Genomic DNA, 14,836 nt, shown 5'->3' with positions numbered 1-14,836 from the left:
GCAGCGCGCACACGCGCGAATAGCAGCAAATCGACAGACTGCAAAAAAAATCAAAAAATACTAAAGTCTTTTGGCAAACCGCCGATACAGACATGGCAGGGGTTTATACAATGCAATGGTTTGGAGATTTCACAATGAATATCAACAAGTTAACAGGTGCCATCGACACCGGTAGTCGCGCTTCAGCGAAAACCGCCGATGCCACCAGCCCAATGTCAGCCAAGGGTGATCCAGCCTCCGGCACCCAGAATGCCAGCTACAGCGATCAGGTCAAACTGAGCGCCAGCAGCAAAAGCATCCAGCAGGTTGAGGCTGAAATCAGTGCCATGCCTGAGGTGAACGATGCCGCCGTCGACCGCATCAGAGCCGCCATCGACAGCGGTGAATACAAAATCGATTATGAAAAACTGGCAGGAAAAATGCTGGACTTTGAAGGACGCCTGAACTGAGCATTAAATAGCCATGAATTCTACTGCCAATGTGTACCTGCCAACGCCGGAATGTCATCAGCTGCGCCAGCTGTTGCTTGATGAACTGGCCCTGGGACGCCTGCTACAACACCAACTGGAGCAGGAAGGCCAGCTACTGGCCCGCATGGAGCCTGAACAACTGCAACGTGCCGGACAATCCAAGTCGGCGATATTGCAGCGCATGAAGGAACAGACCAAACAACGCATGGACTGGATGAGCCAGCAACAACTGCCGCTGGCGGCCGATTTTCTCCAGCATCCACAGATCCGCCAGCAGCCAGAGATTGCCCGCTTGTGGCAACAGCTTGCCGCTCAATATCGTCATAACCGCGATCGTTCCATCCAGCTGAACGAACTGGTTCTCACCGCCAAGCGCCGTATCCAGCAGCGTATCCATATTTTACGTGGCCAACCCGATCGCTCGCCATTGCTCTACACTGAAACAGGCCAGGGCAAATCGGCACGCCGAGGCCAGGGCTACATTCAGGCCTGACCGCCTTCTTTCTTCCAACGCCTACCCCTGCCAGGAGGTTACGTGTGACATCCCCAGCCCGCGTTCCGGCAAACAAGACACCTGACAATCCGCCGCAGGACTGCGCCCTGGATCAGGACGAAGACATCTACGGCGCGCTCCGCAGCCTGGTATTGCTGCAAGCGCCGGTAAGAGTACTGATTGACGACCAAACAACCGCCTTCTGTGCTCAAATAACCGATGTGCAGCTGAATAATCGCAGCTTTTTTATGACCCGGTTACAACCAGATAAAGGCAATGATCTGATCCGTCAGGGCAAACGCTTCCGCATTGATTGTGACAACCAGGGCATTCGTATTCGCTTCGTCGCCGACGGCCGTCTGCGCTACCAAAGTGCTGAACAACAGTATCGTGGTGAATTCCCCAGCCAGGTTGAATACCTGCAACGGCGCGATGCCTACCGGGTCAATGTGCCAGCGGCCCACTATCTGGTGGTCGAGATACCGGATCAGCACCCGACACCCGACGAGCAGACAGCTCCGCGCTATCGTTATAAAGGAAGGCTGCAGGATTTATCAGAATCCGGCTTCAAAGCCTGTTTTGAAGGTGATATTCAAGCTGATTTGAAACAACTGAATTTGATTGCCGCCGCCATCGTGCGCTGCAACGAACAACACTACCTGGATTGCGGGTTGGAACTACGCCACCTGATGCTCGATAGCGCTGGCAATACCCTCGCCGGATTTGTATTTACCCGGATTTCCTCTGCTGCCCGCCGTTATATATACCGTCTGACCACCGACTTTCAGTGGGAAGAACGGCAATTCAAAATTGCACCCTCATAACGTTTGTAGCCCTGGTATTGACTACCGCCCGGCCCAGACTGCCCTCCGTGGCTGTCCGCATATCGAGGCCGGAGCAATACACTGCGCTACAACCAGGCTTTTACACCTAACACCCACTCGGTACTGGCACGTTCTCCAAGGATGCCAGCGGTGCCACCATAATGATGGCTGCGTTCGACACCGAAGTAGGGTGCAAACCGGCGACTGAATTCGTAACGTAACCGGGCACCAAACTGAGTGCTGTTCAGCCCCTGACCAAACGCTCCTTCCGGGTCACGCTTACCGGTTGCCGTTAAAGCACCATCCAATCCGAGTATCCAGCGCTGGGTAAACAACAGGTCGTATTCGGCCTCCAGCTCCAGTTGCGTGACGCCCTGCTTGCCGACAAACAGCATGGCCTGGCTTTCAAACCAGTACGGAGCCAGGCCCTGAAAACCGACACCAACCCAGTTACGATCCAGATCATCCGAGCTGTCATGTCGCACCCCCAGTTGGGTATTCCAGAACGCGGTCAGGGCATGCCTCCAGTACACGCCCAGCTCGGCATCGGTAGCACCGTCCTGGCGCTCGCCATCGAATTGCACAACCGCTCGTTCCCAGGTAGTGCCGTACCAATATTCGCCACTCAGACGCTGAGAAGTATCACCGTCGTGCCGAGACAATTCGAGGTTGTCGATCATCAGCGCAGAAAACCGATGTTCATCGGCAAAATGCAGCTGACGGGGGCCTTTCCTGGCGTAGGGGCCAGAGGTCAGGGTGTAACCGCCGGAATAGGCATTCGGATCGCGGGCATTGGTCGGCGCTGAACCACCTTGCACCTGCATACTGGAATGATCCATCTGGCCATGATCCATATTTTCATGGTTCATGCCTTCGTGATTCATACCTTCGTGGTTCATACCTTCGTGAAGCATCTCGCCTTGATTCATCATGGAATGATCCATCTGGCTATGATCCATATTTTCATGGTTCATGCCTTCGTGATTCATACCTTCATGGTTCATGCCTTCGTGGGGCATCTCGCCTTGATTCATCATGGAATGATCCATCTGGCCATGATCCATATTTTCATGGTTCATGCTTTCATGGTTCATGCCTTCGTGGTTCATACTTTCGTGAGGCATCTCGCCTTGATTCATCATGGAATGATCCATCTGGCCATGATCCATATCTTCATGGTTCATGCTTTCATGGTTCATGCCTTCGTGGGGCATGCAATTGGCATCACCAGCCTGGCATTCCATACCAGACATCATGGTGCTGGTTTCTGCCCAGCTAATGGGAGCCACCAGCAACCCGGCCAGCAAACATGCCTGTGCGATCGGCTTTTTCATCATCAGTATTTTCATGAGATCACCACCTCGCGGAACATGCCCGCATCCATATGGAACATCAGGTGGCAATGCCACGCCCAACGTCCGACAGCATCTGCTGTTACCTGATAACTGATGCGTTGGGCCGGTTGTACCGGAATGGTGTGCAACCGCGCCTGAAATTCACCCCGGTCATTTTCCAGTTCGCTCCACACGCCGTGCATGTGCATCGGGTGGGTCATCATGGTGTCGTTCTGCAAAATTACCCGCACCCGCTCGCCATGGCGAAAATGTACCGGAGTCGACTGGCCAAATTCGACCCCATCAAACGACCAGCTGTAGCGTTCCATATTGCCGGTCAAGTGCAGTTCGACTTCACGCTCGGGGTCGCGTTTATCCATTGAGCCACCTAACGTATGTAAGTCCGCCAGGGTTAACACCCGCCGACCGTTGTTACGCAAGCCAATGCCGGGATCATCCAGATTGGTGCGCGGTGTATCGACGCGCATATCCACTTGCGGGCCGTATTCACTGCTGGCGTGATGGACAGTGGCAGACGGCACCGCCATGCCCCCGGGTTTCATATCGCCGTGATTCATACCTGCGTGATCCATGCCTGCCATACTGCCCATGCCCGACATACCACCCGACATATCGCCGTGATTCATGCCCGCCATACTGCCCATGCCCGACATACCACCCGACATACCACCCGACATATCGCCCATCATATCGGCCATGGTTAACCACTCCGGTTTATCCATAGCCGGTACAGCGGCCGTTAGCCCCATGGCTGGAGTCAACGTTCCGCGTGCATACCCGGAACGACCCATGTTCTGAGCAAAAATGGTGTACGGCTGATCCGCCGGATGCACAATCACGTCGTAGGTTTCACCTGGACCAAAGCGGAATTCATCCACCGTTACCGGCTCCAGGTTCTGACCATCAGCCTGTACGACCGTTAGTTTCAAACCGGGAATACGCACATCATAGAAGGTGTTGCCAGCGCCATTGATAAACCGCAGCCGCACGTACTCACCCGGTTTAAACACACCGCTCCAGTTACCCGCCGGAGCCGTACCGTTCATCAGATAGGTAAAGGTTTCGCCAGAGGTATCGGCCAGGTCGGTCGGGCTCATACGCATGTCGTTCCACATTTTGCGCATGGCGAACGCTTCGCTGAGGCCATAACGCTGGGCGTCGCGAATAAAATCTGGCCCGGTGGGCTGACTGTAGTTGTAATAATCCGACTGATTTTTCAGCTTGGCGAACACATCCATCGGGTTTTCGTCGGTCCAGTCCGACAGCACCACCGCCATCTCACGGTCGTAGTAGACCGGGTCTGACGCTTTCGGGCGCACAATAATTGCGCCGTACATGCCCGTTAGCTCCTGAAAACCGGAATGGGAGTGATACCAATACGTCCCGCTTTGCTGCACTTTGAACTGGTAGGTAAAGGTCTCACCTGGAGCAATCCCCGCAAAGCTGATACCCGGCACACCATCCATCTGATACGGCAGAATAATGCCGTGCCAATGAATCGAGGTGCTCACCGCCAGGTCGTTACGCACCCGGATGGTGACCGTTTCGCCTTCTTGCCACACCAGTGTCGGCGCTGGAACCGAACCATTGATAGCCGTGGCCTTACCGCGACTGCCGGTAAAATTCACCGCCAGTTCACTCACCACCAAATCAAACTGAGTGCCGGTCAGTACCTGCACTTGTGGATTGTTGCTGGCAGGCAAAGATCCCGCCCGAGCATTGCCCATGCCAGCCAGTGCCACACCCGTTGCTAACCCTTGCACAAACCGTCGCCGTGATAACCCGCTGGCCGAGATGCCAGTGGGAGTCAGAATCTTCATCACACTACCCCTGCTATATTCCATTTAGCCAGAATAACTGCCCCTAACTGACCCCCGGATGACCTGAACATGACAAAACCGTCATGTTCAGGTCATGTGTCTGTACGCCAGTTTTTGTACACTGGTAACAGATCCCAGAGAGCACACCATGCGGCTACTAATTGTTGAAGACGAAACCAAGATCGGCGACTACCTCCAGCAGGGCCTGACCGAAGCCGGTTTTAATGTAGTACTGGCGCGTAACGGCCTCGACGGCCACCACCTCGCCATGACCGAAGCGTTCGACTTGCTGCTACTGGATGTCATGTTGCCAGACGTCGACGGCTGGAAGATTTGCCAGTCGTTGCGAGAATCCGGCAACCAGACGCCGATTCTTTTTCTTACCGCCCGCGACCAGATAGAAGATCGGGTCAAAGGGCTGGAGCTGGGTGCCGACGACTATCTGGTCAAGCCCTTCGCTTTTGCCGAATTACTGGCCCGAGTGCGCACTCTGCTGCGGCGCGGGTTACGCCCGGTACAAGAGACGTTGGCCGTCGCCGACCTGACCCTCGACACCAGCAAACGTATTGCCGTGCGTGACGGCCAGAAAATCACCCTCACCAACCGCGAATTCGCGCTGCTGGAACTGCTGGTCAACCGCAAGGGCGAAGTCCTGACCCGCTCGCTGATAGCCTCCCAGGTGTGGGATATGAACTTCGACAGCGACACCAACGTCATCGACGTCGCCATTCGCCGCCTGCGCCGCAAAATCGACGACCCGTTTCAACAACGGCTGATTCACACCGTGCGTGGCATGGGTTATCGGCTGGACGATGAAAGCCATGACTAGACGACCGCTGTCGCTGCAATGGCGGGTCACCTTGCTGACCGCCCTCGTCATCAGCAGTGGGCTGATCTTGCTGGTCAGCATGGTGCAGCATTCCATCCGCAGCCACTTTGCCGAACAAGACAGCCAGGAACTGGCACAGGCCGCCGCCGCCATACAACAGGTGTTCGATACCAGCCCCGATCACACCGACGTACTGGCCGGACAGCCACTGCCCCATCATATCCAGCACCTGCTGGAACAAATCAGCCACAGCTACCACGGCATCTCCCTGCAACTGCTGCTACAACAGCCGTCGGAGCCACTGACAACGCTCTATCACAGCGGCAACGCCAGCATCAGCGCTACTCTGCTGCAACAGCCGCCCATCCAAAAAATCACCGCTCGCCAACTGCTCAGCTGGCAACAAGCAAGCCATCCATACCGGGGGGTGCTGGTCAAGCTGAAAGTCGCCTCAGCCTCCAACGACGCCACCTGGTTGCTGATGCTGGCGACTGACATGGGCTTCCACCTGCGCTTCCTCGACGAATTCCGCAGCACCCTGTGGGCCATTGTGCTTGGCATTGGCCTGCTGACCCTGCTGGCCGTCTGGTTCAGCATCCACCAGGGACATGCCCCGCTCCGTCAGATCAGCCAACGAATTACCCACATCGGTTCAGAACAATTAAACGAACGACTGGATCCCAACCAGGCACCCACCGAACTGGTGCCGCTGATACAGGCATTTAACGATATGCTGTCGCGACTGGAAGCCGGGTTTGAACGGCTGTCCAATTTTTCCGCCGACATCGCCCACGAACTGCGCACTCCCCTCACCAACCTGATCACCCAAACCCAGGTGATGCTCGGGCAACCCCGTGATCTCGACGCCTACCGCGAACTGCTCTACTCCAGCCTCGAAGAAGAAGAGCGACTGGCCCGTATGGTCGCCGACATGCTCTGGCTCGCCAAAGCCGACAACGGCCTGCAAGGCATCCACCCGGAACCCATCCAACTGAAAGCCGACATCCTCGACCTGTTTGATTTTTTTGAAGCCTGGGCCGACGAACAACAGGTAAGGCTCACCTTCAACCACTCAGAGTCACCGCAACTGACCGGCGACCGCAACATGATACGACGCGCCATCAGCAACCTGCTCTCCAACGCCATACGCCATACCGCACCAGGGCACAGCGTCGCCGTACAACTCAGCCAAACCCGAATACAAGGCCAGCCATACGCCCGGCTGGACATCAGCAACCCCGGCCCGGACATACCTGCAGAACACTTGCCGCAACTGTTCGACCGCTTCTACCGCGTCGATGCCGCCCGCCAGAAAAACCCCGATAGCAACCCCGACAGCACCGGCCTTGGGCTGGCCATTACCCACTCCATCATCAGCCTGCACAAAGGGAAAATCGGCGTCCACTCCCACAACGGCACCACCTGCTTCTACCTCGAAATACCCGCAGATCAGTAACCAACGGCAGCGGATGGTTTTCCTGCACGCCAGAATCCAGTACCATACGCGCCCCTGTCTCCTCATAGCTCAACAGGATAGAGCAGTTGCCTCCTAAGCGACCGATCGAGGTTCGAGTCCTCGTGGGGAGACCATCAAAAACCCAGTAAATTCAAGGCTTTGCGGCCGATTCGCTCCAGAATCATAGCGGTGTCAAAACCGCTCATAGTGTCAAAACGGTGTCAAACCGTGGCGGCTGTTTTCGCACTTTCCCGCGCTGTCGTGCAATGACCATTTTCCGCCGCCAACCCGCGCCAGTGCTGGTTTGGTTGGTTTCCGTCTGCTGGCATCACCCGCTGGCCCGCGCTCACCGCTTCAGACCTATGTGTCCTGCTTTATAATTACGTGTAGAAATAGAGCTACCTTGATCTTACTTTTTGTTTGATCAGATCAGACTCTGATATTCCATCATCATTGACGCGGTATTGGGTAATCTGGGCTTGATGGCAACCAGATATTCAGAGGCGGTATAGGGTGGGTTTTTCAGGCGCTGGCGCATTTTCTTAACAGCTGAGCAAACAGCAGCGGGCGCCATATCAACCTGATACGCAATAAAGTCATCAGGGTGAAGAACATCAATCCCCAATGGGGCTACAACATCAGCGGGAAAGTCTTTCAGGTTCAGTGTCACAATGGCATTGGCGCCGCACTTGATGGCAGCAGCAAGCACATGCCGATCATCCGGGTCAGGGAGGTTCAGGCCAGTAATCAGCGATTCATACCCCATCACAAGGGCGTCGTCCGTATGTTGATCCATCAGCTCACGAATCCTCTGCAATTGGGCCATTGGCATTCCCGAGTTTTCATGAAGATTACGAATCCATTCATCATGAATCTGCTCACTCCAATGTGCCTTGAAAATACGTTCAGCCGCCAAACTCATCAGCAAATCACGCAGTCCTTGTGGATACAGGACACAGGCGTCCAGAACGACGCGAAACTGGCTCATCAGAAATCCATTCCAGCGTCTTGAGAGAGCGCCGACAATTCATCCAAAGCCTTACCACGGGCTTCATCCACTTGCTTGCGGTAATCCATTACATCGGTCAACTTGACCCGACGATGGCTACCGACCTTGCGGAAGGGAATATCCCCCTGTTCCAGTAACTTCACCAGATGCGGACGACTGACACTCAATAATTCAGCCGCTTGCTGGGTACTGATTTCCTGATGAATCGGAACCAGACTGATGGCATTGCCTTGGGAAACCTGAGTCAACACAGTGAGCATCAGGTTCATAATGTCACCCGGTAGCACCAGTTCGTTGCTGCTGCCAGAGCTGCCCTGAATAGTCATACGTACCCGGTCATCAGCGGAATAATTGGCCAACGCCTGCGCCAGTACCCGACTCGAGTCCTTGGCCTGTTCACTGTCTTCGGCAGTCGGCAGGAATACAACTTCTGCGCCCATAGGATTAACCCCTGTTTTTCTGATTTTGCAGCACGTTACTCACGTGCTTCAGAACAGGTTAAACGAAATAAACGAAACAGCAAGGTTTCTGTTCAATCAGTCAGCTGCTGAAGAATACGTGAGTAGACTCCGGCCAAGTTCGGCGGTACTTGTCCAATACGATCCCTGTCGACGGTTGCCATTACATCACCAGCTGATACTTGCCATCTGCCAGATTCACCAAGCCCAGAGCAAAGAGTGAATCCAGTGCTTCCTGAACTTTCGGTCCAGTGGTTTTCGGGCTTTTGTACAGAGCAGTGATAGCCTCAGCTGTATCCAGTCCGTCCAGCAGAGCACTTTTGACAGCAGAGATTTGTTCCAGCATAGATTTGGGCCAAGTGTGTTTTTTGGCTTTGGCGTCCGCTGGCGTGACGGTAACATCGGCTTCGGTTTGAGCAGTCGACTCATAAGCGGAAGCGCTGTCTTTGCCCCGATCTGAATGTTGATAGTTGGGATTTTGATAGTCAGGACGCAACCAGCGAATCTGACCTCTGGCTTCTTCAGCGGCGCGTTGATGATTCAAAGCCACCAGTCGTTTCAGCAGTTCTTCTTCCGCTTCGGCCTGGGCTTCGGATTTTTCCGGGTAAGGCGTGGTGGCACCGGGCAAACCGACCAGTTTATCCGCCAGGTCGCTCCAGCCGTAGGCTTCGAACACGGCGCAGTCGAGTTCGTCGTGGAGTTCCCGCAGAATCCCAACCAGCCCGTCGTTATTAATGATCTGTTCTTTGGCATTTAGTGGTTCTTGCTTGCGCAGCTTTTCCAGCACGTTGTACATACCGGTTAGCGTCAGCTTGTCGTGGGCGGCTTGCTGGGTTTTGCGGTGCTGGTCTATTTGCTCGGCCAGCTCTCCGATACGGGCGGTGAGTGTTACTTGTTCTGGGCTGGAAAGATCCGGGAAGGGGAAGGTTTCAAAGCAGACTGATTTGTTGTATCGGGGACGGTCTTCGAGAGTTCCGCCAGCGGCTAATGCCCAATTTGTATGAATACGAGAAGATAATGTCCCCAGAGCTGTCGGTGAACCAATGCCAATCGCAACCAGCATGTTGTCTGGCATAATGTCTCCATCCATAGCCAGAAATACTCGGTGTTTCATCGTTTCGACAGTGGCTACATAGCCAGAAAGAGCCTTCTCAACTTGCCTCCACTCTCTCCTTGCTTCACCGAAAACCCACCAGTTATCTCTATAGGACTTTCGGTTGTTTTGATCGCGTTCTGGTTTAACCCGCTCTGCCACCCATTGATACACCGCCGGAAATTGGTTGCGTACGTCGTCCTGAGTCAGCCCAAACAAGTCGATCACCATCACGCCTCGTGGCTTGTCGGTCAGGTCGCGTCCATGTCGGTATTGGCGAATATGCTGTTCCAGTCCAGGCACAGTGCCCAAGCCTAATTGTTTGGCCGCGTCCGGGGTAACAATAAAGCCAGAACCAATCAGCTGAACCCCACGAGAGCTGATACCAGAATTGGACAACAATGGTTTTGCTCCGTGAACATCCGCCCCAATCTTTAAATCCGCAAACAGCTTGCCGTGGCGATTCTGGAAATCGACTTTGATTTCATCGGTTTGGGTTTCTGATTCTTTCAGACTGGTCAGCAGTCGGCCTTGCTGTTCTCCGGCCACGCCTACTGTCATGGCGATTCGCACGGCTGCGCCGTCGCTGGCGTCGACCCAAGGGTGATCCGGGATGGCAAAAGCTAGCGACAAAGGCTTTTTCGGGTCGTTCAGGTGCGGTTCCAGCACCCGGCGGTTAAAGGTCTGGCGCAGGCTATTGGTGGTAATAAAGCCAAACTGGCGTGGCTCTCCAACTTTACCTTGGCCCTGTCGGACTTTTTCAGCGGCGATATGCCACCAGAACATCACGAAATCGGCGGATTCCGGCACTGTGCCTTTAAAGACATTACGCACCGAATCCACATAGCCATCCCCTAACGCCCGTCGCATGGTGGAGGCACCAATAAACGGCGGATTACCGACAATAAAATCCGCGTCAGGCCATCGGGTTTGTTTGGGGTTGTGGTACTGGTACACCGCTGTGCGGGCGCTGTCGTCGGGGATAAGTTCGCCGGTGACCGGACTGGTCTTCATGGTCAGGCCGTCCCAGATGGTTACTGGCTGGCCGTGTTCATCGAGCAGTTCACTGCGGCTGTCGTATTCAATCAGGGCATCGCGGTTGTCGATATTGTGGAAGTCTTTTAACACTGGTTCTGGCGGGTTGCTGTTGCCATAAGTGCGGAAGTGCCATTGCAGGTAACCAATCCACAGCACCATTTCGGCCACCTTGGCGGCCCGAGGGTTGATTTCGATACCGAGGAACTGGTGCGGGTCAACGGTAATGCCTGCCATATCCAGCAGGCCCTGGCTTTCGCCCAGTTCGTGCAACAGGTTGAGTACGTCGCCTTCCAGCCGTTTCATGTGCTCCAGCGTTACGTACAAAAAGTTACCGCTGCCACAGGCCGGATCGAGTACGCGGATATTGCACAGTCGATGATGAAAGGCGCGAATTTCGGCGACGGCGTCTTTGTGTTTGCCCTTGTCTTCCAGCGCGACCGCCGCCGCTTGTACGTTTTCCCATTCTTCCCGCAAAGGGTCGATGATGGTGGGCATCACCAGCCGTTCGACGTAACTACGTGGGGTGTAATGGGCACCCAGTTTATGACGTTCACGGGGGTCTAACGCCCGTTCCAGCAAGGTGCCAAAAATGGCCGGTTCGACAAATCGCCAGTCGGATTTGGCGGCTTCAATTAATAGCTGGCGCTGTTCGCGGTTCAGTTCGATGGCTTCGGCTTCTGCGAACAGGCCACCGTTAAACTTCAGCACTTTTTTGCGCAAAATCGCCGAAAAGCCACCGCTGTTCATGGTTTTCCACAGATTTTCAAGCATATCCTTGAAAGAGTCGTCTTGCTCCAGCTCCATCAGCAGTTCGGTAAAACTGCGGTGTGGCAAAAGGCCAACATCTTCAGCAAACATGGTAAACAGGCAGCGCATCAGAAAGCCGGAAGTTTGCTCGGGGGAGTGGTTATCAGCTTCGAGGGATTTGGCCAGCTTTGCCAGCTGGTCGGCAATATCACGGGTGACCCGTGCCGACAGGCGGCTGGGATCCAGCTCCATCGGGTTTGTCCATACCGCAATTAAACGCTGCTGAATCTCTGGCTTGCGCAGGTCTTCGAGTTTGATCCGAAAGCTGTTGGCGTCGGGATAAGCGGTGTAGTTACCACCGCTGCGGCTGAATTCAGAATACAGCTCCAAGTGGCGGCCAACGTCGGTAACGATAATAAACGGTGGCCTGCCCTCATCTGCGGGCAAGGCCCGTACGTAACCTTCAGCCTGGTTAAAGGCCTTGCGCATGGCTTTGTCCCAGCGGCTAGACGCCAGCGTCAGACCCGATTGCTTGGCTTCACAGACGAAACTACTGCGTTTGTACAGGTCGATAAATCGCTTGGTACTGCCGCCTTCGGTAAAGGCTTCGGTCACCCGACGTTCAAAGACGTAGCTGTTATCTCGGACGTCGTCGCGGGCGGGTTCCGGCTTGTCGAGGTTTAACACCTCGCACAGTTCGTTCAGAAACAGCTGGTAGTTAGCACGCTCGGTGCCCCCGCCATCTTTCCAGCGGGCAATAAAGGCTTCCACAGAATCGGGGTTAACGCTGGGTTCAGGCAGGTTGGCAAACAGCAGTACGGAGGTATCGATAGACGCGGTACTGCTGGCCATGGGGCATGTCCTTATGGTGAATATGGTGAAAAGCGGCAATGGCCAGAAGAATATCACATGGGTGTCAGGGAGTTATCTTCGGTCTTGGTTTTCGGCTATCACGCGGAGTGTGGGAACGCCTCCGTCTCAGCCAGACTACCACTCGGAGCGTGGCAGCCAATGGTGTTCTGTCGCGGCCATCTCCGCCATGATCCGCTGCCAGGCAACCTCCAGCCAATTAACGTCTTTGATCGATGTGTGTCGGGCATCGGGTTCTACTGTTACGTCAAAGGTTTTGTGCCAGTCGGTTGCCGGGCCAACGTAGACGGGATCCAGCGGATAACCCCGATCTTGAAATTGATCGGCGGTGATGTCGATGATCAGGTTGTTTATTTGTAGCCAGGCGTGGGAGTAGATTTCGTGATCGGTGCCGCCATCTCGACCGGCACAGTAGTCAGCGATTACGCCGGTTTTTTCGAACAGGTAGGTCGCCAGTACGTTGGAGGTATCGCCGCAACAGCCAGCGGGAAAATCCCGGAATACCGATCCGATAAATTCTTCACGGGGAACGGCTTCAATGGCGCGGCGACACTGCCGGGCCAGCAGGTACAAGGTGTGTTGGTCGGGTACGGCCATACCTCGTGGTTCCTTTTGCTGTGGGCGACTGCTTGGGCGAGTTGTTTGCCGAAAAGGCATTCGATGGTTGAGAGTATCGGCTGGCGGCAACACTCACAACGACGGTGGTCTGTCGGCGATGCCATGACAGCCGTTAGAAGGTACGGATTCCGGGGGGTGTGAGCAGCCAGGCTCATCATCAACATGGCGCATTTCATCACACGCCTGGCGTCTGCAGCGGCCCGGTGTGATCGCCGCCAGGCCCCGGCGATTACTTTCCGCGATTACGTTGGCAGTGACTGCGGCATCAACCGGGCGACCAGTTGCCCGAGGGTGCTCAGTGCGGTGGCGACGCTGTCGTCCCACGGTCGGGCGATGTTCAGGCGCAGGTATTGTTCAAATCGTTCGCTGTTGGAAAACAGGCCGCCTGGCACAATGCTGATGGATTGCTCTCGGGCGAGGTGAAACAGTTGCCCGGACGATACCCCATCCGGCAGCTGAACCCAGAGGCAATAACCGCCGAGTGGCTGGGAGATCAGGGTTTGTGCTGGAAAATATTGCTGTATGGCCTGGTAGAACCGCATGCAGTTGTCGGTGATGGTTTGCCGCAATTTGCGCAGGTGGCGGTCGTAGTGCCCTTGTTGCAGGTAGGAATAGAGCGTCTCTTGCGAGAGGCTGCTGGCCGAAAAGGTGGTAAAGAGCTGATGTTTGACCACGTCATCAAAATGGCGTCCCGGTATACACCAGCCAATTCTCAAGCCTGCCGACAGGGTTTTTGAAAACGATGAGCAGTACATTACCCGGCCATCGGTATCCCAGGCTTTGAGGGCGGTACAAGCACCATCAAGGCTGGTGTTATTGGGGCTGGTGTTTTTGGGGCTGGTGTTTTTGTTGACGTAGGCCAGTTCACCGTAGATGTCGTCTTCCAGCAGGTCGATATCGTACCGACGAGCCATCGTCACCAGCTGTTTTTGCCGCGCCACCGGTATTACCGAGCCGTGGGGGTTGGAGAAGCGCGCCGTCAGCAGTACCAGGGTGATCGGCCACTGGCTCAGGGCCAGTTCCAGCGCTTCCAGACTGATGCCGGTGGCGGGGTCGGTGGGTATTTCCAGCACTTTGAGGCCAAGCAATTCTGCCAGTTGCAAGAAGCCGTAATAACAGGGTGATTCGACCGCGATCAAGTCGCCTGGCGTGGTGCTGGCTCGCAGGCACAGTGTCAGCGCCTCGACACAACCATGGCTGATAACAATATCGTCGGAGTGGCAAGTTACGCTGGCATCACGCATGCGAATGGCCAGCTGTTGGCGCAAGCCGGTATGGCCCGGTGAAAACTGGTAGGTCAGCACTTCGGCCAGCCGGTAACGGCTGACTTTCTGAATGTGTTGCTGTAACTGGCGCTGGGGCATCAGTGAGGCATGGGGGATGGTGGCTCCCAGATTCACCTGGCTGGGGTGGTTCAGTTGATTCAGTACGTGGCTGATCAGATCCGCCTTGGTGACTTCCGAGGGGGCGACTTCTGGTGCGGAGACCGGTAACCGGATGACCTTGGCCTGTCCCATCTGGGTATGGGTGGAACGAACGTAGTAACCGGATTGTGGCCGTGCTTGCAGCCAGCCCTGGTCTTCCAGCCAGCCATAGGCCTGGCTGACGGTGGAGATACTGACGCCGCGTAACCCGCTCATCTTGCGTACGCTGGGCACCTTATGACCCACCGGATAAATACCGCTGCGAATATCGTTGCTGAGGGCATCTGCCAGTTGCTGGTAGAGGGGTTTGTCCTGGCTACGTTCGAGCATAT

12 protein-coding genes and 1 tRNA gene are annotated in these 14,836 nt (G+C 55.2%); 6 read left to right on the top strand and 7 right to left on the bottom strand.

Annotated features, from left to right (window positions below; translation table 11 throughout):
- The first annotated feature begins 134 nt into the window (after positions 1 to 134).
- Genes flgM through SOJ49_RS05200 form a run of 3 tightly spaced genes read left to right on the top strand, consistent with a single transcriptional unit; the run spans position 135 to position 1,787 of the window.
- A complete protein-coding gene (gene flgM / locus SOJ49_RS05210) occupies positions 135 to 449 on the top strand; it encodes a flagellar biosynthesis anti-sigma factor FlgM (RefSeq protein ID WP_369857177.1) in 315 nt (104 codons plus the stop codon).
- 13 nt (positions 450 to 462) lie between these two features.
- Positions 463 to 963 carry a flagellar export chaperone FlgN gene (flgN, locus tag SOJ49_RS05205; RefSeq protein WP_369857176.1) on the top strand — a complete coding sequence of 167 codons (501 nt, stop codon included), beginning with the start codon at positions 463 to 465 and terminating at the stop codon, positions 961 to 963.
- 44 nt (positions 964 to 1,007) lie between these two features.
- Positions 1,008 to 1,787 carry a flagellar brake protein gene (locus SOJ49_RS05200; protein WP_369857175.1) on the top strand — a complete coding sequence of 260 codons (780 nt, stop codon included), beginning with the start codon at positions 1,008 to 1,010 and terminating at the stop codon, positions 1,785 to 1,787.
- Positions 1,788 to 1,873: 86 nt separating this feature from the next.
- On the opposite strand, the gene SOJ49_RS05195 is transcribed toward SOJ49_RS05200, so the two are convergent.
- On the bottom strand, positions 1,874 to 3,136 hold the full coding sequence (locus SOJ49_RS05195; RefSeq protein ID WP_369857174.1) for a copper resistance protein B: 1,263 nt from the start codon (positions 3,134 to 3,136) through the stop codon (positions 1,874 to 1,876).
- Entirely contained in the window at positions 3,133 to 4,962 is a 1,830-nt protein-coding gene (locus tag SOJ49_RS05190) for a copper resistance system multicopper oxidase (protein ID WP_369857173.1), read from the bottom strand. Before SOJ49_RS05190 ends, SOJ49_RS05195 begins: the two co-directional genes overlap by 4 nt.
- A gap of 148 nt (positions 4,963 to 5,110) precedes the next feature.
- Between SOJ49_RS05190 and SOJ49_RS05185 the strand changes: the two genes are divergently transcribed.
- From SOJ49_RS05185 to SOJ49_RS05175, 3 genes are all read left to right on the top strand, one after another.
- Entirely contained in the window at positions 5,111 to 5,791 is a 681-nt protein-coding gene (locus tag SOJ49_RS05185; RefSeq protein WP_369857172.1) for a heavy metal response regulator transcription factor, read from the top strand.
- Complete coding sequence (locus tag SOJ49_RS05180; RefSeq protein WP_369857171.1) at positions 5,784 to 7,247, top strand: heavy metal sensor histidine kinase; 1,464 nt, start codon at positions 5,784 to 5,786, stop codon at positions 7,245 to 7,247. Before SOJ49_RS05185 ends, SOJ49_RS05180 begins: the two co-directional genes overlap by 8 nt.
- A gap of 58 nt (positions 7,248 to 7,305) precedes the next feature.
- Positions 7,306 to 7,381, top strand: a tRNA-Arg gene (locus tag SOJ49_RS05175).
- A gap of 290 nt (positions 7,382 to 7,671) precedes the next feature.
- Here the strand turns inward: SOJ49_RS05175 and SOJ49_RS05170 are convergent.
- The 5 genes from SOJ49_RS05170 to SOJ49_RS05150 form a co-directional block, all read right to left on the bottom strand.
- A complete protein-coding gene (locus SOJ49_RS05170) occupies positions 7,672 to 8,235 on the bottom strand; it encodes a putative toxin-antitoxin system toxin component, PIN family (protein ID WP_369857170.1) in 564 nt (187 codons plus the stop codon).
- Positions 8,235 to 8,696, bottom strand: coding sequence for a helix-turn-helix domain-containing protein (locus SOJ49_RS05165; RefSeq protein ID WP_369857169.1), 462 nt, complete (start codon positions 8,694 to 8,696; stop codon positions 8,235 to 8,237). The genes SOJ49_RS05170 and SOJ49_RS05165 overlap by 1 nt, the downstream gene beginning before the upstream one ends.
- A gap of 181 nt (positions 8,697 to 8,877) precedes the next feature.
- The gene (locus SOJ49_RS05160) at positions 8,878 to 12,444 is read right to left on the bottom strand and encodes a DNA methyltransferase (RefSeq protein ID WP_369857168.1); all 3,567 of its coding nucleotides are present in this window, start codon (positions 12,442 to 12,444) and stop codon (positions 8,878 to 8,880) included.
- A gap of 135 nt (positions 12,445 to 12,579) precedes the next feature.
- On the bottom strand, positions 12,580 to 13,059 hold the full coding sequence (locus SOJ49_RS05155; RefSeq protein WP_369857167.1) for a hypothetical protein: 480 nt from the start codon (positions 13,057 to 13,059) through the stop codon (positions 12,580 to 12,582).
- A 263-nt stretch (positions 13,060 to 13,322) separates the two neighbouring features.
- A complete protein-coding gene (locus SOJ49_RS05150; protein ID WP_369857166.1) occupies positions 13,323 to 14,834 on the bottom strand; it encodes a PLP-dependent aminotransferase family protein in 1,512 nt (503 codons plus the stop codon).
- Between the last annotated feature and the right edge of the window lie 2 nt (positions 14,835 to 14,836).

It is taken from the genome of Candidatus Thalassolituus haligoni, from assembly GCF_041222825.1.
GTDB lineage: Bacteria > Pseudomonadota > Gammaproteobacteria > Pseudomonadales > Oceanobacteraceae > Oceanobacter > Oceanobacter antarcticus.
Note: the sequence above shows the minus strand (reverse complement) of the source record. Positions and strands in the feature narration are given on the sequence as shown.

Coding starts and splice junctions, on each gene's coding strand:
- flgM (WP_369857177.1), top strand. CDS start 135: ATGAATATCAACAAGTTAACAGGTGCCATCGACACCGGTAGTCGCGCT.
- flgN (WP_369857176.1), top strand. CDS start 463: ATGAATTCTACTGCCAATGTGTACCTGCCAACGCCGGAATGTCATCAG.
- SOJ49_RS05195 (WP_369857174.1), bottom strand. CDS start 3,136: ATGAAAATACTGATGATGAAAAAGCCGATCGCACAGGCATGTTTGCTG.
- SOJ49_RS05190 (WP_369857173.1), bottom strand. CDS start 4,962: ATGAAGATTCTGACTCCCACTGGCATCTCGGCCAGCGGGTTATCACGG.
- SOJ49_RS05185 (WP_369857172.1), top strand. CDS start 5,111: ATGCGGCTACTAATTGTTGAAGACGAAACCAAGATCGGCGACTACCTC.
- SOJ49_RS05180 (WP_369857171.1), top strand. CDS start 5,784: ATGACTAGACGACCGCTGTCGCTGCAATGGCGGGTCACCTTGCTGACC.
- SOJ49_RS05170 (WP_369857170.1), bottom strand. CDS start 8,235: ATGAGCCAGTTTCGCGTCGTTCTGGACGCCTGTGTCCTGTATCCACAA.
- SOJ49_RS05165 (WP_369857169.1), bottom strand. CDS start 8,696: ATGGGCGCAGAAGTTGTATTCCTGCCGACTGCCGAAGACAGTGAACAG.
- SOJ49_RS05160 (WP_369857168.1), bottom strand. CDS start 12,444: ATGGCCAGCAGTACCGCGTCTATCGATACCTCCGTACTGCTGTTTGCC.
- SOJ49_RS05155 (WP_369857167.1), bottom strand. CDS start 13,059: ATGGCCGTACCCGACCAACACACCTTGTACCTGCTGGCCCGGCAGTGT.
- SOJ49_RS05150 (WP_369857166.1), bottom strand. CDS start 14,834: ATGCTCGAACGTAGCCAGGACAAACCCCTCTACCAGCAACTGGCAGAT.